This is a genomic window from Roseateles toxinivorans (genome assembly GCF_004362525.1).
Lineage (GTDB): Bacteria > Pseudomonadota > Gammaproteobacteria > Burkholderiales > Burkholderiaceae_C > Paucibacter > Paucibacter toxinivorans.
In genome coordinates this window covers 535,813-558,538 of the sequence record NZ_SNXS01000004.1, presented here as the reverse complement: position 1 = coordinate 558,538, position 22,726 = coordinate 535,813, and the positions used below count along the sequence as shown (strand labels likewise).

The 22,726-nt window shown below is 68.5% G+C and carries 20 protein-coding genes; 14 read left to right on the top strand and 6 right to left on the bottom strand.

Annotated features, from left to right (window positions below; translation table 11 throughout):
• Positions 1-12 precede the first annotated feature (12 nt).
• The 6 genes from DES47_RS17660 (at position 13) to DES47_RS17635 (ending at position 4,595) form a co-directional block, all read left to right on the top strand.
• Positions 13-567: a YdeI/OmpD-associated family protein gene (locus DES47_RS17660; protein WP_133702032.1), complete on the top strand. Its 555-nt coding sequence runs from the start codon at positions 13-15 to the stop codon at positions 565-567.
• Positions 568-606: 39 nt separating this feature from the next.
• Complete coding sequence (locus tag DES47_RS17655) at positions 607-1,389, top strand: ABC transporter permease (RefSeq protein WP_133702031.1); 783 nt, start codon at positions 607-609, stop codon at positions 1,387-1,389.
• A 3-nt stretch (positions 1,390-1,392) separates the two neighbouring features.
• Positions 1,393-2,379, top strand: a complete 987-nt coding sequence (locus tag DES47_RS17650; RefSeq protein WP_133702030.1) for an MlaD family protein — start codon at positions 1,393-1,395, stop codon at positions 2,377-2,379.
• Entirely contained in the window at positions 2,376-3,023 is a 648-nt protein-coding gene (locus DES47_RS17645; RefSeq protein WP_133702029.1) for a hypothetical protein, read from the top strand. The genes DES47_RS17650 and DES47_RS17645 overlap by 4 nt, the downstream gene beginning before the upstream one ends.
• Positions 3,024-3,090: 67 nt before the next feature.
• On the top strand, positions 3,091-3,465 hold the full coding sequence (locus DES47_RS17640; RefSeq protein ID WP_133702028.1) for a nuclear transport factor 2 family protein: 375 nt from the start codon (positions 3,091-3,093) through the stop codon (positions 3,463-3,465).
• Positions 3,466-3,491: 26 nt separating this feature from the next.
• Positions 3,492-4,595 (top strand): DsbA family protein, encoded by a 1,104-nt coding sequence (locus DES47_RS17635; protein WP_133702027.1) that lies wholly within the window; start codon positions 3,492-3,494, stop codon positions 4,593-4,595.
• Between the two features lie 40 nt (positions 4,596-4,635).
• Here the strand turns inward: DES47_RS17635 and DES47_RS17630 are convergent, their stop codons facing one another.
• Positions 4,636-5,154: an FxDxF family PEP-CTERM protein gene (locus DES47_RS17630; RefSeq protein ID WP_166652051.1), complete on the bottom strand. Its 519-nt coding sequence runs from the start codon at positions 5,152-5,154 to the stop codon at positions 4,636-4,638.
• A gap of 265 nt (positions 5,155-5,419) precedes the next feature.
• Positions 5,420-11,416 carry a CHAT domain-containing protein gene (locus DES47_RS17625; RefSeq protein WP_133702025.1) on the bottom strand — a complete coding sequence of 1,999 codons (5,997 nt, stop codon included), beginning with the start codon at positions 11,414-11,416 and terminating at the stop codon, positions 5,420-5,422.
• 152 nt (positions 11,417-11,568) lie between these two features.
• Between DES47_RS17625 and DES47_RS17620 the strand changes: the two genes are divergently transcribed.
• The 3 genes from DES47_RS17620 (at position 11,569) to DES47_RS17610 (ending at position 13,297) form a co-directional block, all read left to right on the top strand.
• Positions 11,569-12,375 carry an isocitrate lyase/PEP mutase family protein gene (locus DES47_RS17620; RefSeq protein WP_133702024.1) on the top strand — a complete coding sequence of 269 codons (807 nt, stop codon included), beginning with the start codon at positions 11,569-11,571 and terminating at the stop codon, positions 12,373-12,375.
• 107 nt (positions 12,376-12,482) lie between these two features.
• Positions 12,483-12,635: a DUF3149 domain-containing protein gene (locus tag DES47_RS17615; protein ID WP_133702023.1), complete on the top strand. Its 153-nt coding sequence runs from the start codon at positions 12,483-12,485 to the stop codon at positions 12,633-12,635.
• A 14-nt stretch (positions 12,636-12,649) separates the two neighbouring features.
• Positions 12,650-13,297: a hypothetical protein gene (locus tag DES47_RS17610; protein WP_133702022.1), complete on the top strand. Its 648-nt coding sequence runs from the start codon at positions 12,650-12,652 to the stop codon at positions 13,295-13,297.
• On the opposite strand, the gene petA is transcribed toward DES47_RS17610, so the two are convergent.
• Together petA and DES47_RS17600 are read right to left on the bottom strand one after the other, a co-directional pair.
• Complete coding sequence (gene petA / locus DES47_RS17605) at positions 13,294-13,899, bottom strand: ubiquinol-cytochrome c reductase iron-sulfur subunit (protein WP_133702021.1); 606 nt, start codon at positions 13,897-13,899, stop codon at positions 13,294-13,296. The genes DES47_RS17610 and petA overlap by 4 nt on opposite strands.
• A gap of 199 nt (positions 13,900-14,098) precedes the next feature.
• Positions 14,099-15,412, bottom strand: a complete 1,314-nt coding sequence (locus tag DES47_RS17600; protein ID WP_133702020.1) for a sigma-54 interaction domain-containing protein — start codon at positions 15,410-15,412, stop codon at positions 14,099-14,101.
• A 113-nt stretch (positions 15,413-15,525) separates the two neighbouring features.
• Here DES47_RS17600 and DES47_RS17595 point away from each other — a divergent pair, with 113 nt between their 5' ends.
• Positions 15,526-16,860 (top strand): DUF3422 family protein, encoded by a 1,335-nt coding sequence (locus DES47_RS17595; protein WP_133702019.1) that lies wholly within the window; start codon positions 15,526-15,528, stop codon positions 16,858-16,860.
• Positions 16,861-16,880: 20 nt separating this feature from the next.
• Here DES47_RS17595 and DES47_RS17590 read toward each other — a convergent pair whose 3' ends face one another.
• Complete coding sequence (locus DES47_RS17590; protein WP_133702018.1) at positions 16,881-17,210, bottom strand: rhodanese-like domain-containing protein; 330 nt, start codon at positions 17,208-17,210, stop codon at positions 16,881-16,883.
• Between the two features lie 29 nt (positions 17,211-17,239).
• Positions 17,240-17,584 (bottom strand): ArsR/SmtB family transcription factor, encoded by a 345-nt coding sequence (locus DES47_RS17585; protein ID WP_133702194.1) that lies wholly within the window; start codon positions 17,582-17,584, stop codon positions 17,240-17,242.
• A 149-nt stretch (positions 17,585-17,733) separates the two neighbouring features.
• Between DES47_RS17585 and DES47_RS17580 the strand changes: the two genes are divergently transcribed.
• Genes DES47_RS17580 through DES47_RS17565 form a run of 4 tightly spaced genes read left to right on the top strand, consistent with a single transcriptional unit; the run spans position 17,734 to position 22,722 of the window.
• Complete coding sequence (locus tag DES47_RS17580) at positions 17,734-18,801, top strand: efflux RND transporter periplasmic adaptor subunit (RefSeq protein WP_133702017.1); 1,068 nt, start codon at positions 17,734-17,736, stop codon at positions 18,799-18,801.
• A gap of 8 nt (positions 18,802-18,809) precedes the next feature.
• Complete coding sequence (locus tag DES47_RS17575) at positions 18,810-22,055, top strand: efflux RND transporter permease subunit (protein ID WP_243748357.1); 3,246 nt, start codon at positions 18,810-18,812, stop codon at positions 22,053-22,055.
• Positions 22,052-22,261, top strand: a complete 210-nt coding sequence (locus DES47_RS17570) for a YgaP family membrane protein (RefSeq protein WP_133702016.1) — start codon at positions 22,052-22,054, stop codon at positions 22,259-22,261. The genes DES47_RS17575 and DES47_RS17570 overlap by 4 nt, the downstream gene beginning before the upstream one ends.
• Positions 22,262-22,272: 11 nt before the next feature.
• Entirely contained in the window at positions 22,273-22,722 is a 450-nt protein-coding gene (locus DES47_RS17565) for an OsmC family protein (protein ID WP_133702015.1), read from the top strand.
• Positions 22,723-22,726 lie beyond the last annotated feature (4 nt).

The window sequence follows — 22,726 nt, the reverse complement described above, 5'->3', positions numbered from 1 at the left end:
TCTGGCCACTGCATGCCCACCTTCTTCGCCACCCCCGCCGAGTTCGCCACCTGGCTTCGCGAACACGCCGCCACCGAGACCGAGCTGATCGTCGGCTTCCACAAGCGCGATTCCGGCAGGCCCAGCATGACCTGGCCCGAGTCCGTCGACGAGGCCCTGTGCGTGGGCTGGATCGACGGCGTGCGCACCCGCATCGACGAGAGCAGCTACAAGATCCGCTTCACGCCGCGCAAGCCCACCTCGACCTGGAGCGCCATCAATATCGAACGGGTGTCCGTGTTGCAGCAACAGGGCCGGATGACCGAACTCGGGTTGAAGGCATTCGCTCACCGGCGCGAAGCCAAATCGAAGATCTATGCCTACGAGCAGGCCGAGCACGCCGAGCTGGGCGCCGAGGATGAGGCGCTGTTCTGCAAGAACAAGGCCGCCTGGGCATTCTTTACGGCACAACCACCCGGCTACCGCCATCAGCACGTCTGGCGGGTGATCAGCGCCAAGCGGGCCGAGACAAGGCAATCGCGCCTAGTCAAGCTGATCGAGGCGTCAGCGCAGGGCAGGCGACTCTGAGCTGGCCACCCGGGGCAGCCACTTGCTCCATACTGCCGCATGCCCCAACCGTCACGCGCCCCCGCCCAGCCCCTGCTGCACACGCTGCGGCAATGGCTGACCGGCTGGTGGGGGCTGCTGCTTTTCGGCGCTCGGCTGGCCGTGTTGGCGCTGTCGCCGTCGAGCTGGCGGCGCTCGCAACGGCGGCTGATGCTGCACCAGGCCTATGCCGCGACAATGCCGCTGCTGCTGGGTTTCGGTCTGGGCTCGGCGATCATGGCGCAGGTGATCATCCGCATCGTCCTGGCCACGGCACAGAGCTACGGCCTGACCGGCTACGCATTGAACGTGCTGGTACGCACGTTGGTGCTGGAGCTGATTCCGCTGTCGGCGGCCCTGTACACCGCCGTGCGCTACACCATGCCGGCCGCCGAGCAGGTGCGGGCGATGCGCGCCCGGGGCCTGCACAAGGCCCAGCTGGCCCAGGGGCTGGACCCGCTGCGTGACACCGTACTGCCCCGCGCGCTTGCCGGGGTGTTTGCGGCCATCACGCTGACCCTGCTGGCCGCCACGATCACGCTGCTGCTGACCTATCTGAATCTCTACGGCTTCTCGACCTGGGGGCTGACCGGTTTCGTGCGCGGCGTCGGCCAGGTCTTCGGGCCGGTGATCGTGCTGATCTTCGCCCTGAAGGCGCTGCTGTTGAGCCTGGCCGTGGCGGTGATTCCGATGCGGCCCGGCGCCCGCGACGGCGCACCCGGCGCCGACCTGAACCACCTCGCGCGGCTGCTGGCCGTGGTGCTGCTGATCGAGCTGCTGTCCCTGGTCGGCAACTACTATTGAGCCATGCCCATCGAATCTGAACCTGTTGTTGAAGCCCCGGCGGTCGCCCATCTCGACCTGAAGGCGCGGCTGTTGATGGCCGGCGTGCTGCTGCTGATCGCGGCGGCGATGGTCTTCGTGCTCTATGCCCGGGGCGCCTTCGAGCGCACCCAGACCCTGGTGCTGGTGGCCGACCATGCCGAGGGCGTAGTCGTCGGCATGGACCTGAGCTTTGCCGGCTTCCCCGTCGGCCGGGTCAACCGCATCGAGCTGTCGAATGAGGGCAATGCGCGCATCGTCGTCTATGTGCCGGTCAAGGACGCCCGCTGGTTGCGCGAGAGCAGCGTGTTCACGATGGAGAGCGGCCTGGTCGGCGGGCCGAAGCTGCGCGCCTTCAGCGGCATCCTGACCGACCCGCCGCTGGCCGATGGCGCGGTACGTAAGGTCCTGAGCGGCGACGCGGCGGCCGAGATTCCGCGCCTGATGGCCAGCATGCGCGACCTGCTCACCCACCTGGGCACGATGACGGCCGACGACTCGCCGTTGAACCAGAGTCTGCAAAACCTGCAGGCCACCACCGCCCGGCTCAACGGCCCCAGCGGTGCGCTCGGTGCGCTGCTGGGCAGCGACAAGGACGCCAGCAAGATCATCACCACCCTGGAACGCACCAACACCCTGCTCGCCCGGCTGGATGGCCTGGTGCTGAAAACTGATGGCCTGGTGAGCAAGGCCGACACCCAGGTCTTCGGCGAGCGCGGCCTGCTGCGTGACGGCCAGGTCAGCGTGCAGCAGCTCAATGCCCTGCTGGCCGACGCGCGCATGAGCCTGAAGAAGGTCGATGCCGTGCTGGTCGAGGCCCAGGGCATTGCCAGCAACACCCGAGCCGCCACGGCCGACCTGGGCACGCTGCGGGCCGAGGTCGAGTCCAGCCTGCGCAAGGTCGAGCACCTGGTCAACGAGGTGAACCGCCGTTGGCCCTTCGCCAGAGACACCGAGATCAAGCTGCCATGATCAAACTGCCAGCCCTGTTTTCCGTCCTCATCCTGGCCGGCTGCGCCAGCGGCCCGCCCCCACCCGACTGGCAGATGAATGCAAAGGCGTCGCTGGAGCGGGCCACCGAGGCCTATCTGAGTGGCAATACCCGCGTTGAAGTGGCCGAGTTCGCGCGCGCCCGTGCCGAGTTGGCACGCACCGGCCGCGCCGATCTGCTGGCCCGCGCCGAGCTGACGCGCTGTGCCGTCCGCGTGGCCAGTCTGGAGTTCGACGACTGCCCGGCCTTCGCCGCGCTGGCCCAGGACGCGCAACCGGCCGAGCGCGCCTATGCCAACTACCTGGCCGGCAGGGCCACGGCAACCGATGCGACGCTGCTGCCGAACGCGCAGCGCCAGCTCGTCAGCGGTGGCACGGCGGCTATCGCGGCCATGCCCGAGCCGCTGTCGCGCCTGGTCGCCGCCGGCGTGCTACTGCGCAGCAGCCGTGCCGAGCCTGCGCTGTATGCGATGGCCGCCGACACTGCCTCGGCCCAGGGTTGGAGTCGGCCGCTATTGGCCTGGCTGCATCTGCAGGCGCAGCGCGCCGAGGCAGCCGCAGACGCCGAGCTGGCCGCGCGCCTGCGGCGGCGGATCGAGTTGGTGCTGAATCCCGTCAAGCCCTGAGCAACTGGATTGAAAACTGTTTATTCATACAGTACCATCGCCCGCTTTCAATCAGAGGCCATTCACGATGACCCCAGCCAACCATGCGATCGTCCGGCGTTTCTGGAGCACCGCCAACGCCGCCAACTGGGACGCCTTTGCGGCGCTGCTGAGCCCCGATCTGGTCTACGAGGTGCCGCAGACCCGCGAGCGCGTCAGCGGCCGCGAAGACTTTGTCGAGTTCTTCCGCACCTGGCCCGGCGCCTGGTGGGCCGAGGTCGTGAGGGCCGTAGCCGACGCACACTCGGCGGTGACGGTGATCAACTTCGTGACCCCCACCGAGCAGATGACGGGCATCACCTTTTTCGAACTGAGCGAGGGCACAATCACCCGGCTCACCGAATACTGGCCCAGCGACTATGAACCGCCGGCGCGCGCCAGTCCGGTGGTGCAACGCTACTGAGGCGCCCCGCACGAACAGGAGGACAGATGCCCGCACAGCTCGACTTCTTTTTCTTCATTGGCAGCACCTACAGCTACCTGAGCGTGCAGCGGGCCGAGGCGCTGGCCGAACGCGAGGGCGTCGTACTGAACTGGCGGCCCTTCAGCGTGCGCACGCTGATGCGCGAGCAGAACAACAGCCCCTTCGTCGGTAAGCCGGCCAAGATGGCCTATATGTGGCGTGACATCGAGCGCCGCGCCGAGCAGCTTCGCCTGCCCTTCAGCGGCGCGCCGCCCTACCCCATCGACGCCGACGAACTGGCTAACCGCGTGGCCACGCTGGCGGCCATCGAAGGCTGGTGCGCCGAGTTCAGCCAGGCGGCGTACCGCCTGTGGTTCACGCGCAAGCAAAACCCCGGTGACGTGGCCACGCTCAGCGATCTGCTCACCGATCTGGGCCATGACGCCGAGGCTGTCCTGGCCCGAGCCAACAGCGACGCGGTGCGCGCCCGCTATGCCGCCGAGACCGACACCGCCCGTTCGCTGGGCCTGTTTGGCTCGCCCAGCTTTGTGGCCGATGGCGAAGTCTTCTGGGGCGACGACCGGCTGGAAGAGGCCCTTGCCTGGTGCAAGTCGCACCGGCCGGCCGACGAAGCGCCCGTCAACCCGGTGGTCGTGGCGCCCTACGATCGCTTCGACCATGTGTTTGTCCAGCCCGCCAGCTTCGATGCCTCGCTGGCCTTCTACCGCGACGCGCTCGGCTGGCCGCTGCAGTATGCCTGGGGCGCTGACGGCCAGCCGCGCGGCGCCTCGCTGGGCACCGGCGCGGTGCGCATCGTGCTGGCCGAGGCCCATGAGGAAACGACGGGCCGCTCCCGAGTTTTCTCATCCCCCTCGGGGGGCCTGACGCAAAGCGGCAGGTCTGGGGGCGCCCATGACGCGACGGACAAATCCAAGTCGCACGGCATCAACGGCACCCGCCCGACCCTGCATCTACAGGTGGACGATCTCGACCGGCGCTACACCCAGTTGCACAAGCGCGGCGCCGCGCTGTTCGCCCCGGAACCCACGCACTGGGGCACGCGCTGGTTCGTGGCACAAGACCCGGACGGCAATCTGATTGCCTTCGAGCAGCCGCTGGGGTCCAGCTGAACGGGTCAGGCGGCCACCGGGGAGCGGCCACCGGCTCTGACTAGGACTGCTTGCGCCGACGCACCATGAAGCCCAGCGCACCAAGGCCGGCCAGCATCAGCGCATAGCTCTCGGGCTCGGGCACGGTGGCGACGTTCAGCGAGCCGCCGTACTTGGCCGTCTGCTCGGCCGTGCCCCAGACCTCCAGCACATAGGTGACCGGTCCCGCGGCCCCCATCACCGGTGCCGTGAAGAAGAAGGAGCTGACGCCGAGGTTGCTGACGGTGCCGCCGACGCCGTTGAGCGCCACATTGCTGAAGTCGACATTGGGCGTGCTCAGGTTGAACTGGATCTGCACCCCGGTGGCGGCACCGATGCTCGGTGGTGTCACTCCGCTGAACGAGAAGTTGAACACGTCGTGAAACAGTCCCGACACCGACTTGTCGGTACCAAAATTGACGAACTGATTCACCAAGCCCGGGTTCAGCGAACCCAGATAGTTGACGGTGTCGTCTTCGGCAAAGACGCTGCCACAGGCGAGCATGGCCAGGCCGGCCAAGGCAAAGTGTTTCTTTTTCATTCCCGGTTCCTCGGTGTTTGACACGTTGATATGCGGCGCCGCCGCACGGGCGAGACCGTTGCCGATCCCGCCATTGCAGTCCAATGGAGCCCCGCCAGACGGCCGGGCCCAGCACCTCATTCAGTGGACGACAGCGGCAGCGCAGCCCCGTTGATGGCGATCAACGGGGCCCGACAAAGTGACCGGGCATCCCCTCTTTGAAGGGGTGAGCCGTTGCAGCCGGAGACAGGTCGCCGACCGCGGCGGACGGCCGAGCCCGCCGCGATCAGCGTCGGCGCTTGGCCGCGGGGGTCTTCGCGGCTGGCCGCCGCACCGGCTTGCGCACCGCCGTGGCGGCAGTTGCCGGCTGCTCGGCCACTGCTCTCACCGGCCTGTCATCCCTGGGCGCGTGCCCCGGCTGCAGCCGCTGCAGCAGGGCCAGCAGCCGGTCGGCCATCAGGCTCAGCGTGGCGTTGCCCTGCTGCGTGACGGACATGGCATCGCACAGCCGCGACAGCAGCTCCATCTGCGTGACCATGGCGTCGATCTGTATCGCCTTGACGCTGATATTGCTCAGCACCGCATCGTAGGCGCGGGCGAGTTCGTCGAAGCGGGCATGGCCGGCCTCGCCGGGCAGGCCGAGGCTCCCATCGAGCAGGCGTTCGATCAGCAGCGCATCGGCCTGCATCACCGCATCCCACAGATTCGGGTTGCGGGCAAAACCCTGCACCGCCCGTTGCTGGCATTGCTGGGCCAGGGCGATCGAGGCATCCTTGTCTCCGGGGCTGGGCCAGTCGGTCAGCGCATCGAGGGCCAGGCGGTTCAGCGCCAGATAGGGCGAGAAGCGGCCGGCGCCCGGGTGGCCCTCGGCGCTGGCATAGGCGGCCACGCCATCGTCCAGGGCCCTGGCCATCGCATCGCGGGCCTGGTCCTGCTGGACCGGGCTCAGGCCGCCGAGCAGGATGCGGCGCGCCGCCACGCTGGCCTTGCGCTTGTAGACACCGCCTCGCAGCGCGGCCCGGGCGATGGTGGCAATCACCTCGGCCTCGCTGGGTTCGTTGATGCTGGCCGAGACCAGGGCGTCCAGGCCTTTGAGCCGGCGCAGCGCCAGGTCCAGCAGCTGCATGCCGCTCTCGCCCGCGGGCGAGTGAGGGCCGCCACTCAGTTCGGCCTCGGCACGCTGCTCGCCGAGATAGGCCTCGACCTTGGCGAGCTGCTCGATATCGCGTATCGGCACCTGGCCGATGCGGTCATCGGCCTGGATCGCGGCCACATAGGCATCGCGCGCCTTCTCCCACTGGCCGAGGTCGCGCCAGGTCGCACCCAGCGCCGATTGCAGCTGCGGCAGGCCACGCCAGCCCGGCGGGCAGCGCAGCGTCAAACAGGCCTCCACCGCATCGGCGCGGGCGCGGATCTCGCGCTCGGTGAGACGTTCACGCTGGCGTGACAGATCGGCACGCACGCGGGCCAGCTCGTCCAGCACCTCCTCGGGCGATACATACAGCCCGCCCCGGCCGCTGCCGTCGCCGCCATCGGCGCGCGGCTCGGCCAGCCAGCCGGGGTCGCCATAGGCCTGGAAGGCGCCCCAGGTGATGTCATCGCGATTCGCCTCCCAGGTCGCCTGGCGGGCCTGAAACACGGCGTCCCCAAAGCTGCGGCGGCGCAGCAAGAGCTGGGCATAGAGCGTCTGACCGAACAGCCTTGCCAGATCGTCATCGACCGCCCAGCCGGCGACGACGACGCAGCGCACGCCAACGTCGATCAACTCGCGCGCCACGCTGGCCGCCAGCTTGTTGCCGTCGCGGCCCATGTCCACCTGGCCCAGATGGCAGCAGTTCAGGAACACCAGCTCGGGCACCAGCTCCATCGCAGCGATCTCGGCGGCGGTGATCAGCAGGCCATCGGACAGCACCACGCCGCTGCGCGCCCGCCCGTCGCCGTGGCGCAGATTGAAGATGCCATGGGCCGAAATGTGCAGGATGCGCCAGGGCCTGCGGTACAGCGCCGCCAGCACCTCGCTGGCGCTGTTATGGCTGCCGATGACGCGCTCGACGGTGTAGCCCATGCTGCCCAGCACGCTGACCACGGCCTCGGCCTCGGCCTGCGCGCCGGCCAGATCCGGCGGGTCCCGCTCGACGCTCAATGCATTGCCCACACTGCCGAACGCCGCCGCAAACCCCTGCACCGACGGATTGCCGATGACCAGGGCCGTGCGCTCCATGCTCTGCCGCACATGGCGGCGGAAGCGCAGCGACGACAGCTGCCTCACCAGGGCCGTGCGCAGCGCCAGCGGGCGCTTGTCGTCATCGGCGCGGCTGGGGTCGTCGGCCAGCATCAGCTCCCAGGGCAGATTGGCGGTGGCCGCATCGACCACCAGCACGACGCGGTCGAACTGCCGTGCGGCGTCCTTGAAGTCATGGGGCACCATCAGCTGGAACAGCATGCGGCCAAAGTCGGGGTTCCAGGTCTTGTCATGTATCTGCTGGCGCACCAGCTTCTCGATCAGCCCTGGCTGGCGCTGCTGCACCACCGACTCCGCGCGGGCGCGCTGGCCGACATACAGAAAGCGCAGCCGGTCGGCGATCAAGGTCGGCGCGCTGGCCACCGCACCCGGCAGCTGGCAGTCGGGCGGACAGGTCTCCTCGGTGCGATCGGCATCGGTGACGATCAGCCGCGGCCAGTAGCTGGAGCTGCGGCTGTCGAACAGGCGCTGGCGCACGCCCTCGCCCTGGTCCAGCTCGCTGCGGCAGATCAGCAAGGTGCCCTGCTTGCTGGCCTGGGCGCTGAGCCGCGGAGTGAGGTGGCGCAGCGCGTAAGCGGCGCTGATGGCGGTGTCCAGATACAGCTCGACGATGCTCAGCCGCGCGATGCGGATGTTCAGCCGCGTGGTCTCGTAGAACTTGGCATTGGCCTCCATCACGCCGCGCACCAGGGCCTCGACCGAGGCGTCGACCGACAGATTGGCCGAGGAGTTGTAGCCCAGGAGCAGGCTGGCCAGCGAGACCTCTCGCTCCGCCTTGCCCAGCACGTCGATGACCTGCAGCAGATAGCGCAAGGCCCCGGTGCGCACCGATTCGGTCAGGTCGGCCAGGCTCAGCGCGCCCTCGTACTGGCCCAGACCGGTGACCACGGCGCCGCTGAGCATGCCGCGCCGCCGCTCGACCTCGCTGGGCACGCGCAGCACCACGGTGGCCGTGCCGCGCGGGCCGGCATACAGGCCCAGCGTATGGCGCTCGCTCAGATCGCCGGCCAGCAGCTCGCGGTCGATCAGGCCCTGAGGGCCGGCAATCGGGTCCTGCTCGTAGGTGCCGACCAGAATCGGTTCGGACAGGAAGCGCAGGTCCATTGCCTTGACCGAGACCTCGAGCCGGCGGCGCGGGCGCGGCGGCACGCGGTTGCGCAGCGAGCCGCCCATCAGGCCGCGCTCCAGCGCGTCGGGGTCGTCGGCCACCGGCGGGCCGGCGTCGTAGCCCACCGGCTCCGGCTGTTCGATCGCCCGCACCGCCGGCGGCGTGACGGACAACTTGGCGGTGGCGCCCGAGGCCAGCAGCTCGGCGATGGCCGGGAAGTATTCCTTGGTGGCCGGCAGGTCGCCATGCTCGGCCGGCATGTAGTAGAAGCTGCCGATGCCGCCGATGCGGCCCGACTCCCAGGTCACCGTGCCGTCGCCACGGGTCGTGCCCACCATCTTCAGCCGCCCGCCCTGCTCGCGCACGCCGCAGGGGGTGTTGCGTGCCACGCCGAATACATAGCAGCTCTTGGCCTCGTAGTCGGCCGGCAGCCGCGGCCGGGCGGCGTCGCCGTGTTCAGCATTGCCGGCATTGGCCGCATCGTCCTGGCGCCACAGCCAGGCGGCGGCGTCCAGCGTGGCCTGGTCGGGCCGGCCGACCCGGCCGTCGCCAAACCACAGATCGCCGACCTTGGCGCTGAAGCCGGTCCAGGTCTCTGCCGTCTGGAAGGCGTAGATGCCGCCGCCCTCGGGCTGGCCCTGGAAGATGTCCTTGAAGCCGGGCTTGGGCAAGAGGCTCAGGGCGCCGCGGAAGCCGGCCACGATGTCAAGCACCTCCTGCATATCGTGTTCGACGTCCAGCCGCACCAGGGTGCGCAAGGTGTCGCCCTTGCCGATCAGGTTCTCGACCATCGAGTGGGCGCCCTGGTTGGGCGTGCCCAGCATGACGATGCGTGCGCCCTCACGCTGCATCAGCGCGTCCATCACCGCACGGCGCTTGTGGATGGTGGCCCGCACCACCAGGCCGCCCATGCTGTGGGCCAGCAGGCGTATCGGCTTGTCGGTCTCCTTCATCAAGCGGTCGAGAAACTGGCCCAGGCGCTCGGCCAGCACGTCCAGCGGCTGGCGCCAATCGTAGGGGAAGGCCTCGACCCGGTGGCTGCCGGCCAGGTGCTTGCACAGATTGCCGTAGAACATCGCAAACAGCTCGCTGGCCTCGACGCCGCCCTGACCCCAGGCGATTTTGCTCAAGCCCCCGGCGGCAATGTCCAGCGGGTCGAACCAGACCCGGTCCTTGGCCGCCACGGCCAGATGCGAGCCCATCACGCCCGGCAGCACCACGACCACCGGCAGCTTGGCACTGAGCGCATCGCGGCTGGCGGATTCGGCCAGCGCCTGGGCAAAGTCGGCCGGCGCCGGCAGTGCGCGAAAGGCCCCCAGGGCCAGCGGGTCAGGGGCGACCAGCCAGTCGCGCAGCGCGGCGCGCGTATCGGTGTTGGTGAAGTAACGGAAATGCGAAACGTCCGAGCCGCGATCGAACAGCACCTTGGAGCCGACACGCGGCGCAATGCCTGCCAGCATCGCCGAGGTGTTGACGACGAGATCGTTGTCCTCGCTGTCGAACAGCAGGAAGTCGGTGAGCAGCACGCCCAGGCGGCGCAGCATATGGCCGCCCTGGATGTCGCCGGCTATCACCGCCATCTGCGTGCCGGCGCGCACCGGCGCGTCGCGCAAGAGCTGGGCCATCGGCGAGTCGGGCAGCATCGCCTCGATGCCGGGCACCAGGTGCGGATTGGTGCGGTTGCGGGCAATCTCTATCACCACCCGCTTGAAGGCCGAGTACAGGGGGCTGCCGAAGAAGAACGGCACCTGACCGATCAGGGTCAGCAGGCCCGACAGGAACACATCGAAATTGCCGCTGGCCAGCTTGGTGCCATTGGCCGGGCTGGCGGCACGCACATAGCGGCGCACCACCGGCTTTCTCTCGCGCAGCAGGGCGGCCAGCTCGCGCAGCCGGGCTCTATGCTCGGCGTGAGCGATCTCGAGCTCCTTGAGTACGCGCTGGGCCTCGGCGGCGTCGGCGTCGCCGGTGCCCTCGAACGGGAACACATAGCCTTCGATCAGCGCGTCGAAGTCACCGAGGCACAGCAGATCGGCGACCAGGCCGCCGCGCGAGTGCGAGACCAGGCAGATGTTGGCGCCCACCGGGAGCGCCTTGACGAGCTGGATCGCATTGTCGATCGGGCTCTCTGACAGGGTGCGGTGCTCGAAGGCATAGATGCCGCCGCTGAACTGGCGCTCCAGTGCGGTCCACAGATCGCGGTCGCCGGAGCGCAGATCGCCGAAGCTGCCCAGCGTACTGGAGGCGGTGCCGTGAACGAACACCAGCATCGGGTACAGCGCCGGATCGGCCTGCAGTGCGGCGTTGAACTTCGGCGCCTCGAAGTCGGCCGCACTGCCCGCCCCGCTGGCCCAGTGGTAGAGGCCCGGCTCCTGCTCCAGGCGTTTTTCTATCGCCCACATCAGGGCCTTGGTGCCGGCCCAGCTGACACCCAGGCCGGCCTTTCCGCCCAGGCGCGCCACGGCTTCACCGATGATGGCGTCCGGCAACTGGCCCACGCCGACGCTGAATACCTTGCTGATCAACCCACCCACCGCCTCGCCAAGGCCCCGGCCGGGTGCCGCTCCCTGGGCGCGCAGTTGCTCCAGCAGCACCATGCCGTCGGTACCGAGCAGGGTCGGGCGCGTTTGCTCCAGGCTCGCGCGCAGGCGCTGGGCGCTGGTGATCAGGCTGGAGCCATCGGCCAGCTCCAGCACCAGCACCTCGTCGGCGGCCAGGCCATGCTGCTGCTCGGCCGCTCCTTCGCCACCGCTGCGTGCGGCCGCGCCAACATCAAGGGTCAGGCGGGGCTGAAGATAGCCCGCGGGCAGAAAGGGGTCTTCCTGCGCCTGGCCGCTGCGCGCCGTGGGCAGCAGCAGCGTGGGCAGCCGCGGCTTGTCGGCGCGGCCTATGAGCTTGACCTGCACCGTGCTGTCTGCCTTGCCTGCTGCCATCATGCTCTCCCGCAGAGTCGTGCCGCAGTCTAGGAGTGCAGGTCGGCGCCGGCAAGTCTGCAGCCTAGGGAGACCCTGAGGGGAAGATGTCCGAAAAGCACCGGACAGCAAATAGCTTGCATGCGAGGATTTGCCCTTTTCAGGAGGACTTCATGGACCACAACACCCGCGCCACCGCCTTCCACGCGCTGCACCATGCCGACACGATCCTGCTCCTGGCCAATGCCTGGGACGCCGGCAGCGCCCTCGTGATGCAGTCGCTGGGTGTGCCCGCCCTGGCCACCAGCAGCGCCGCCGTGGCCTGGGCCCATGGCGAGGGCGATGGCCACCACCTGCCGGTGGCGCAGCTGCTGGCCACGGTGAGCGAAATCACCGCCAAGCTCAAGGTGCCGCTGACGGTGGACATGGAGGGCGGCTACTCGGACGATCCGCAGACGGTGGGCGACAACGTTGCGGCCATCGTTGGCGCGGGCGCCGTGGGCATCAATATCGAGGACGGCCGCGACACCCCCGAACTGCTGTGCCGCAAGATCGAGCAGGCCCGCGCCGCCGCCGAGCGCCAGGGCCTGCGCCTGTTCATCAACGCCCGCTGCGATGTATATCTGAAAGGCCTGGTGGCGCCCGAGCTGCGCGTCGAGGAGACCCTGCGCCGCGCCCGGCTCTACGCCGAGGCCGGCGCCGATGGCCTGTTTGCCGCCGGTGCGCGGGCGCCCGCCGACATCGCCGCGATCTGCGCCGGAACGAAGCTGCCGGTCAATCTGCTGGCCCTGCCCGGCCTGCCCTTGGCGCCCGAGCTGGCACGCCTGGGCGTGCGCCGCCTGAGCGCCGGCTCGGGTATCGCCGAGGCCCTCTATGCACGCATGGCCGAATTGACACGCGGCTTTCTGCAGACGGGCGATGGCACCGCTTTTGCCGCCCAGGCAATGAGCTGGAGCGAGCTGAACGGGCTGATGCACTGACGCACATCCTGAGTTTCGGCGTCATTGGGCTGCATGGTTGACCCTCGTCAACAGGATCAGCCTCGGACGGGTCTACAACAAACCATCGTCCCGAACAAGGAAACGCGATGCCCCTACTCAAGGAACTGCTCACCACCGACGCCGGCCTGATGAGCGCGGCAGGCATCATCTTCATGCTGGGCATGGGGGTGTTCTTCATGCGCTACTTCCGCAGGCACATTGCCGAAGACACTGCGCGGGCCAAGTCCGGGAAACTGTGAGAACCTAGCGGGCCATGCCCGCTTCTGTATTCGACGGCCCTTTCGTCGCTCATCTGATACTCGCTGTGTCCGCCCTTGCAGTCGCCCTGGGCCTGCGGCCCTGGGCGGCGCTCGGCGGTGACGGCCCGCCCTGGCCCTGGCTGTTCCTGGCGGCACTGCTGCCGCTGTTCTGGGGCGTGGATCGCTATGCGGTGCCGGTGGCTCAGCCGCTATCGGGCGCGGCGCTATTGGTGCTGTTTGCCGGCTGGCCGCTGGCGGTGCTGGCCATGCTGCCGGCCGCGCTGATCACCTGCCTGGCCGGGGACCTGAGCGTGGCGGAGGCGCTGCACCGGCTTATCTGGCTCGGTATCGTGCCGGCCAGCCTGACGCTGGCCATCGGCGCCCTGCTGCGCCGCTACCTGCCCCACCATCTGTTCATCTACATCCTCGGCCGGGGCTTCTTCGGCACCTTTGCCGCCTATGCATTGACCAGCGCCGCCGACATCGGCCTGCATGCGGCGCTGCAGGGCACGCTGCCGGCCGATCTGATGATTGCCCGCGTGCTGAACGCCTTCGCCGAGGCCTTCCTGACCGGCATGTGCGTGGCCATTGCCGTGGCCTACCGGCCGCAGTGGCTGGCGACCTACTCGGACCGGCTCTACCTGCCCGCCAAGAGCAGCTAGGCCTCCTCGTCGCCGATCAGCAGGCGTGTCTCGCTGGCGAAGCGGTGCGGCGGAATCTCCAGATTGCTGGGCGCGGGCTTGTTCCTGAACACGCGGCCGGCAGCATCGAAGGTGGAGCCGTGGCAGGGGCAGAAAAAGCCACCGGGCCAGTCGGCGCCGACGCTGGGATTGGCGCTGCCCGCCGGCACCGCGCTGGGCGAGCAGCCCAGGTGGGTGCAGATGCCCACGGCCACGAAAATATCGGGCTTGACCGAGCGCCAGGCGTTCTGCGCATAGGCCGGCTGCTGCTCGCGAAGCGACTTCGGATCGGCGAGCTGCCCGTCCAGGGCCGGCAAGGCGGCCAGCATCTCGGGCGTGCGCCGCATGATCCAGACCGGCTTGCCCCGCCACTCGACCGTCTTCGAGCCGCCGGGGGGCAGGTCGGAGATGTCCACCTCGACCGCGGCGCCCTGCGCCCGCGCGCGCTGGCTGGGCGCCAGAGAGGACACGAAGGGGATGGCCGTGGCCGCCACGGCCATGCCGCCGGCCGCGCCGGTGGCCAGCAGCCAAACTCGGCGCTCGGGGTCAGGACTTGCGGCAAGCGGCAGGGTGCGGGTGTTCATGACGAATCTCCAGCGAGACCCGATCCAGACAGGAGGCCCGGACCTTGGCTCGCCAGCCAGGTGAACTCAAGATCCATGCCAGCTACCAGGCAGCCAAGAACCTCAATCACATCAAGCACTTGACCGCGGCGGGCGGCAGCACGCTGCCACCGCCGCACTGCCACTGGCAGTACTGCGATGGCAGATGGCAGACCGGTCGTCAGTCCGGCCCCAGCGCCTTGAGCCGGCGGTAGAGCGTGCGTTCGCTGAGCCCCAGGCGGGCGGCCAGGGTCCGGCGCGTGCCGGTGAAGCCCTGCACGGCGTGCAGCAGTGCCTCGTCACACGCTTGCTTGGCGGCGGGCAGCACCGGCGTTCGCGCCAGCCCGGACGGTAGATGTTCGACCCGTATCAGGCCGTCGTCGGCAAACAGGCGGGCTCGCTCCAGCACATTGCGCAGCTCGCGCACATTGCCCGGCCAGGCATGGGCCTGCAAGCGGGCCAGCGCGGCAGGGGTCAGGCTCAATGGCACGCCGGCGGGCGCCTCGCGTTTCAGGATGGAGTCCACCAGCAGGGCAATGTCCTCCGGGCGCTCGCGCAGCGCCGGCAGCTCGATCGGGAAGGCGTTGATGCGGTAGTACAGGTCCTCGCGGAAGCGACCCTCGGCCACCATGCGCGCCAAGGGTTGATGGGTGGCGGCGACGAGCCGGAAGTCAGCCTGGCGGGTTTCCAGGCCGCCGACACGGCGGTAGCCGCCGGTCTCGATCAGTCGCAGCAGCTTGACCTGCATGGCCAGCGGCACATCGCCCATCTCATCGAGGAACAGGGTGCCGCCCTGGGCGGTCTCGACCAGGCCCGGCTTGCGCGCATGGGCCCCGGTGAAGGCGCCTTTCTCGTAGCCGAACAGCTCGCTCTCGAATAGCGCCTCGCTCAGGCCCGAGCAGTCCACCACCACGAAAGGCCCGCCGGCGCGCGGGCTGGCCTCGTGCAGCGCGCGAGCGAACAGTTCCTTGCCGGTACCCGACTCACCCAGCAGCAGGACCGGCAGCATCGAGGGCGCGACGCGCTGCAGCGACTCCAGCGCCGCCATGAAGACGGCGGAGCGGCCCACCAGCCCCTCGGCGCTGGGCTCGGCCGAGGCATGCCGCACCGTGCACAGGCGCTCCACATAGGCCAGCACCCTGCCCTGCGGGTCCAGGATTGGCCGCAACTCGACATTCACATGCTCGGGCCCGCGCGGCGTGTGGTGGATGTGCAGCACGCGATCCGGCCCGCCCAGTTCGAGCGAGCGGCGCATCGGGCAATGCTCGCCGGCCTGGTCGCAGGGCACATCGTAATGGTGGGAGACGCGATAGCACTTCTGGCCCAGCACGGGCTCGCCGGCACGACCGAACTGGCGACGGTAGGCCGGGTTGGCGCCCAGGATGTTGTAGGCGGGGTCGAGCACGATCATCGGCTCGCCTTCATGGGCGAGATAGGCGATCAAGGCCTGCAGCGCGGCCAGCGCCGGATCGGCATTCATGTCTACCTTTTTCATCGGCCCCTGTCGTTGCCCGACGATTGTGGTTCGCCCGGGCGGCGCCGGCCTTGCGCCAGCGCAGACCGCATGGTCGACAATCGGCCCACGGTCAACACAGCAACAGGCACGGCATGACAAGCCCATCCCCCGCAACGACTACTGCCTCCGCACTGCCGAGCGATGACGCCCTGCGCCATGAGCTCCACAACGAGGTCCACGCGCGGCCCTCGGCCCGCATAAGGCTGCCGGCCCTGGTGGTGTTCGTGGCGGTGCTGAACAAGGACGTCACGCGGCAGCAGGAGTGCGAGCACCTGCGCCGCCTGTCGCGGCAGCAGCACCTCACCGTGGACGACCTGCAACACAATTTTCTGCGGCTGCGTTTTGCCGACCATACGGTCAAATGGGAGCGCCACAGCGAGTTCACCCGCTATGCCATCGTGCAGCCGCTGCCGCCCGGCGCCCTGCTGGGCGCCAGCGAGCCCGAGCTGCTGGCCTCGCTGCGGGTGGACCCCGACTGGCTGCGTGGCATTCCGGGCCGCACCGTCGCGGCGGTCAAGCTGGCCATGGTCGAGCATGATCTGAGCGATCCGCATGCCGCGCTGGCGCTGGGTCAGCAATGGCTTGGCGGCGGCGGCGTGGTGGCCTCGTTGATGGGCAATGGTCACTCGATGGCGGTGACCAATTTCCGCCTGCGTGACAGCGGCTTCGAACGCATGCTGGTGATCGCCGCGCCGGGCACCAGCGAAACCCGCGCCGGCCGCATCTCGCAGCGCCTGCTGGAGCTGGAAATCTACCGCCTGATGGCGCTGCGCGGCCTGCCCGTGGCCAAGGTGCTGGGCAGCACGCTGGCCGAGTCGGAGGCCGCGCTGGCCGAAGTGACGGCCAGCCTGGAGAGCCGCCAGGTCTCGGAGACCGAGCTGCTGGACCGGCTGATCCATGTCGCGGCCCGCGTCGAGCGGGCCACCGCCGAGCACCTCTACCGCTTCTCGGCCACCCAGGCCTATGACGCGCTGGTGCGCCAGCGCATCGCCGAGCTGCGTGAGAAGCCCATTCCCGGCACGCAGACGCTGGGCGAGTTCATGCAGCGCCGGCTCTCGCCGGCGATTGCGACAGTGGCGGCCACGGCCCAACGCCTCACCTCACTGTCGCAGCGCATCGAACGCGCCAGTGCCCTGCTGCGCACCCGTGTGGACATTGCCACCGAGGCGCAGAACCAGCAGCTGCTGGCCAAGCTGACGCGCGGCCAGGCGCTGCAGCTGAATATGCAGGCCACGGTGGAAGGCCTGTCGATCGCGGCGATCTCCTACTACGTCGTCAGCCTGCTGCTGTACCTGGGCAAGGCGCTGAAGTCCACGGGCCTGAACATCAACCCGGAGCTGTGCGCCGGCGCCTCGATCCCGCTGGTGCTGTGGGTCGTCTGGCAGGCCACCCGGCGCATCCACGCGCGGCTGCAGCTGCCGCACTGAAGCGGGCAATCAGCGGCCGGTCAACCCAGCCGCACCGGCAGGCCATGGGCGCGCCAGGCGCCCATGCCGCCACTCAGATTGCGCACCCGGGTGTGGCCGTGATGGAGCAGGAACTGCATCGCCTGCATGCTGCGGCCGCCGGCGGCGCAGGCCATGATCAGGTCGGCATCGCGGGGCAGCTCGGGGTGGCGGCGTTCGAGCTCGCTGAGCGGCAGCGTGATCACCTGCGGCAGGTCATAGGCGGCGCGGGCGACCTCATGCGGCTCGCGCACGTCGATCAGCCAGCAATTGCCCTGAGCCAGGATCTGGCTGGCCTGGACGGGGTCGAGTTGGAGCAGGGCATGGGTCATGGTGGTGAGCTTTCGGTTGAGGTTCGGGGTCAGCTGGAGGTCTTGGGCAGAAACGCGGCTCGCATGCTGGCTTCGCGCTCGGCCTGGCGCGCCAGCTGGCCGCAGACCAGATCGCAAAGCGCATAGACGGCCGGGTCGGCAATGCGGTAGTAGACACTGGTGCCGCGGCTCTCCCGCTCCACCAGCCCATGCTGCTGCAGCTGGCTCAGGTGGCGCGACACATTGGCCGCGCTGTAGCCGCACAGCGTGGCGAGATCGCCGACATTGCGTTCCCGCTCGCGCAGCAGATTGAGAATTCGCAAGCGGGTAGGTTCGGACAGCGCCTGAAAATAGCCCGCCACCTGCAGCAGTGCGGGCTCGGGCAGCGCTTCCATCATTGAGCTTGCGGCTGGCTTCGTGAGTTCCGGCATGGGGTTCACCTGTTTTGGGTGTGTTGTTTCATTCAGCGTTTGACTATTTGCGTTAATAGCTAAATAATACGACAACGATGCAACCCTGTCCAGCAGCAATGCCACGAAACATCATGAAACCCATGCAAGCCCGTCATCGCGCCCTCGCCTTCACCCTGCTCACGCTGTTGAGCGGGTTCGGTGCAGCCGCTCATGCGGCCGATGCGCCGCGCCCGGGTGGTCTGCAAACGCTGATGATCCGCAGCCAGGCCAACGGCACCATGGCCAGCCACGACGGCGTGGTCGAAGCCCTTCGCCAGACGGTCATCGCGGCCCAGGTGGCTGGCGCCATCGTGCAACTGGACGTCAAGGCCGGGGACCGCGTCAAGGCCGGTCAGGTGCTGATGCGCATCGATGCCCGCGCCGCCGAGCAGGCCGCCACGGCCAGCGAGGCCCAGGCGCAGTCGGCCCGCGCCGCCCTGCAACTGGCCAGCCGCGAGTTCGAGCGCCAGCAGCAGCTGTTCAAGCAGCACTACATCAGCCAGGCGGCATTGGACCAGGCCGAGGCCCAGTTCAAGGCCACGCAGGCACAGGTCAATGCGCAGGTGGCCCAGCTGGGCCTGGCGCGCACGCAGAGCGGCTTCAACATCGTGCGCAGCCCTTACGACGGCGTGATCGCCGAGCTGCCGGTGAACCTGGGCGATATGGCCATGCCCGGCCGCGCGCTGGCCACCGTCTACGACCCCAGCGCCCTGCGCGTGACGGCCAATGTGCCGCAAAGCCTCGGCGCCAGCCTGGCCGGCCCATCCCGGTGGCTGATCGAGATTCCCGGCATCAACACTGCCGACACGCCCATCGTCCCGACCGGCGCGCAGCTGCTGCCCCTGGTGGACGCCTCCTCGCACACCCTGCAGCTGCGCCTGAACCTGCCGGCCAAGCTCACCGGCGTCGTGCCCGGCATGTTTGCCCGGGTGCTGGTACCGGGTGTTCCAGGGGCGGCCCCGGCGCTGCGCGTGCCACGCAGCGCCATCGTGCGCCGCGCCGAGTTGACGGGACTCTACGTGCTGGACGCCAAGGGCGCCCCCCTGCTGCGCCAGGTGCGCCTGGGCGCCGCGCAGGGTGAATCGGTCGAGGTCTTGAGCGGCCTGACCGCCGGCGAGCAGGTGGTGGTGGACAGCGCCGCCGCTGCCCGCATTCGTTGAGGCCAGCCATGAGCGACAACACTCCAAACCCGATGGGCGCTTCTGGCCGCATCGCCGCCTTCTTCCAGAGCGCGCAGATCACCCCGCTGCTGGCCCTGGTAGCCCTGCTGCTGGGCATCTTCGCGGTGATGGTCACGCCGCGCGAGGAAGAGCCGCAGATCAATGTGACGATGGCCAATGTGCTGATCCCCTTCCCTGGCGCCAGCGCCCGGGATGTGGAGCAGATGGTGGCCACGCCGGCCGAGCAGGTGCTGTCACAGATTGCCGGCGTCGAGCACGTGATGTCGATGTCGCGCCCGGGCCTGGCCGTGATCACGGTGCAGTACAAGGTCGGCGTGCCGCGCACCGAGGCGCTGGTGCGCCTGTACGACACGGTCAACTCCAATGCCGACTGGCTGCCCCAGGGCCTGGGCGTCTCGGCGCCCCTCATCAAGCCCAAGGGCATCGATGACGTGCCCATCGTCAGCCTGACCCTGTTCGGCAAGAGTACCGACACCGGCGCGTTTGATCTGGAGCGTGTCGCCCACAGCATGGAGATCGAGCTCAAGCGGGTACCTGGCACGCGCGAGGTCACGACCCTTGGCGGCCCCGGCCGCGCCGTGCGCGTCGAGATCGACCCCGGCCGCATGAGCAGCGCCGGCCTGACCCTGCCCGAGCTGCGCCAGGCGCTGCAGTCGGCCAATGCCGGCCTGCCGCTGGGCGATCTGCTCGGCGCCAATCAGGCCATCGCGCTGGAGGCCGGCCCCTTCCTGGCCTCGGCCCGCGATGTCGAGGAGCTGGTCGTCGGCGTGCGTGAGGGCAAGCCGGTGTTCCTGCGCGATGTGGCACGGGTGCAGGACGGCCCGCTCACGCCCTCGCGCTATGTCTGGCATGGCGAGCAGGGCAAGGAGTACCCGGCGGTGACGATTGCCATCACCAAGAAGGCCGGCGAGAACGCCATCGATGTGGCCAATGCGGTGATGAAGCGCGTCGACACGCTCCGCAACACCGTGATACCGGCCGAGGTGCAGGTCAGCGAGACGCGCAACTACGGCGCCAGCGCCAATGACAAGGCACAGAAGCTGATCCAGAAGCTGCTGTTCGCCACCGCCTCGGTGGTGGCCCTGGTCTTCATCGCGCTGGGCCGGCGCGAGGCGGCCATCGTCGGCACGGCGGTGATACTGACCTTGACGGTGACCCTGTTCGCCTCCTGGGCCTGGGGCTTCACCCTGAACCGGGTGTCGCTGTTCGCGTTGATCTTCTCTATCGGCATCCTGGTGGACGACGCCATCGTGGTGGTCGAGAACATCCACCGCCACCAGCAGCTGTTCCCGGGCCGCACGCTGGCCCAGATCATCCCCGGCGCGGTGGATGAGGTCGGCGGCCCGACCATATTGGCCACCCTGACGGTGATTGCCGCGCTGCTGCCGATGGCCTTTGTCAGCGGACTGATGGGCCCGTACATGAGCCCGATCCCCATCAATGCCTCGATGGGCATGCTGCTGTCGCTGGCTATCGCCTTCGTCGTCACGCCCTGGCTGGCGCGGCTGTGGATGAAGGCGCTGCCGGCCGATCATGCCGGCGATCCGGAGGCCTTGCATGGCCTGTCGGCCAAGCTGGCGCCGACCTTCGAGCGCGTCTTCAAGCCGCTGCTGGATCTTCAGCGCGGCTCGCGCAACCGCAAGCTGCTGGGTCTGGGCGTGGCCGTGCTGATCGCACTGTCGCTGCTGCTGCCGGCCACCGGCCTGGTGCTGCTGAAGATGCTGCCCTTCGACAACAAGTCGGAGTTCCAGGTCGTCGTCGATATGCCCGCCGGCACGCCGCTGGAGCAGACCGCCGCGGTGATGCACGAGCTGGGCGCGTATCTCGCCACCGTGCCCGAGGTCACCCACTACCAGGCCTATGCCGGCACCGCCTCGCCGATCAATTTCAACGGCCTGGTGCGCCAGTACTATCTGCGCTCGGGTGCCGAGCAGGGCGACATCCAGGTCAATCTGGTCGACAAGCACGATCGCGCCGACAAGAGCCACCAGATCGCCACCCGCGTGCGGCCCGAGCTGCAGAAGATCGCCCGCCGCCATGGCGCGAATGTGAAGATCGTCGAGGTGCCGCCCGGCCCGCCGGTGCTCTCGCCCATCGTGGCCGAGATCTACGGCCCCGAGGCCGAGGGCCGCCAGCAGGTGGCCAAGGCGGTGCGCGCGCTGATGGAACGCTCCGACGGCCTGGTCGATGTGGACGACAGCAGCATCGCCAGCGCACCGCGCAAGCTGCTGCTGGTGGACCGGCGCAAGGCCGCGCTGCTGGGTGTGCCGCAGCAGGCCATCGTCACCACGCTGCGCGCGGCGCAGTCGGGCGAGGCGGTCACCTATCTGCATGACCAGAGCAAGTACCCGGCCGCCGCTGTGCTGCAGCTGCCGCCCGAGGCACAGGGCAATCTGGACCTGTTGCTGTCGCTGAGCGTGCGCAGCACCGCGGGCAAGCTGGTGCCCATACGCGAGCTGGTCACGGTCAGCGACACGCTGCGCGAGCAGCCCATCCATCACAAGGACCTGCTGCCGGTGAACTATGTGCTGGCCGACATGGCGGGCAAGCTCGACAGCCCGCTGTACGGCATGTTCGCGATGCGCGGCGGGCTGTTGGACATCAAGACGCCGGGCGGCGGCACGCTGCAAGAGTTCTTCATCAGCCAGCCCGACGATGGCTATCGCGACTACGCGATCAAGTGGGACGGCGAGTGGCAGATCACGTTCGAGACCTTCCGCGACATGGGCGCGGCCTATGCGGTGGGCCTGGTGCTGATCTATCTGCTGGTGGTGGCGCAGTTCGGCTCGTATCTGACGCCGCTGATCATCATGGCGCCGATCCCGCTGACCATCATCGGCGTGATGCCGGGCCATGCGCTGCTGGGTGCCCAGTACACCGCCACGTCGATGATAGGCATGATCGCGCTGGCCGGCATCATCGTGCGCAACTCCATCCTGCTGGTGGACTTCATCAATCTGCAGGTGCGCGCCGGCATGCCTTTCGAGCGGGCCATCGTGCGCTCGGCCATCACCCGGGCCCAGCCCATCATGCTGACCGGCATGGCCGCGATGATGGGCGCCTTCTTCATCCTCGACGACCCCATCTTCAACGGTCTGGCGATCTCGCTGATCTTCGGCATCTTCGTCTCCACCATCCTGACCCTGGTGGTGATACCAACCCTGTACTACATGGCCTACCGCCATCGTCTGCACGCCCTCACCGGCATTTCAACTCAAGGAGAGCCTTCATGACCACCTGGCAAATCGTGCGCATCGTCGCCGGCATTTTCATTCTCTTGTCGCTGGCGCTGGGCGTGCCCGGCAGCCCGCTGTTCGTCAACAGCTGGTGGCTGGCGTTCACTGCCTTTGTCGGCATCAATCTGCTGCAAAGCGGCTTAACCCGCTGGTGCCTGATGGAGTCGATACTGCGCAAGCTGGGCATCAAGCCCGGAAACTGAAGGACATCCGCATGAGTGACAACAGCTTCATCAGCATCGAGCTGCACCAGCAGCAGGACTACCGTTTCGAGGCGCGCTTCGGTGCGCCGGTGGCGCCCCTGGTCTGCGACGAGCCGCCTCCGCTGGGCGCCGCCGCCGGCCCTTCGCCGGTAGAGCTGCTGTGTGCCGCCGTGGCCAACTGCCTCAGCGACTCGCTGCTGTTCGCGCTACGCAAATTCAAGCAGGCGCCGGAGCCCTTGAGTTGCAAGGTCACGGCCGAGGTGGGCCGCAATGCCGAGGGCCGGGTTCGCGTGCTGGCGATGACGGCGCGACTGCAACTGGGCGTCGCGGCCGCCGAGCTGCTGCACCTGGAGCGGGTGCTGAGCCAGTTCGAAAGCTATTGCACAGTCACCCAGAGCGTGGGCCAGGGCATTGCCATCACGGTGCAGGTGTGGGATGCCACGGGCACCCAGCTCAAGTAAGCCC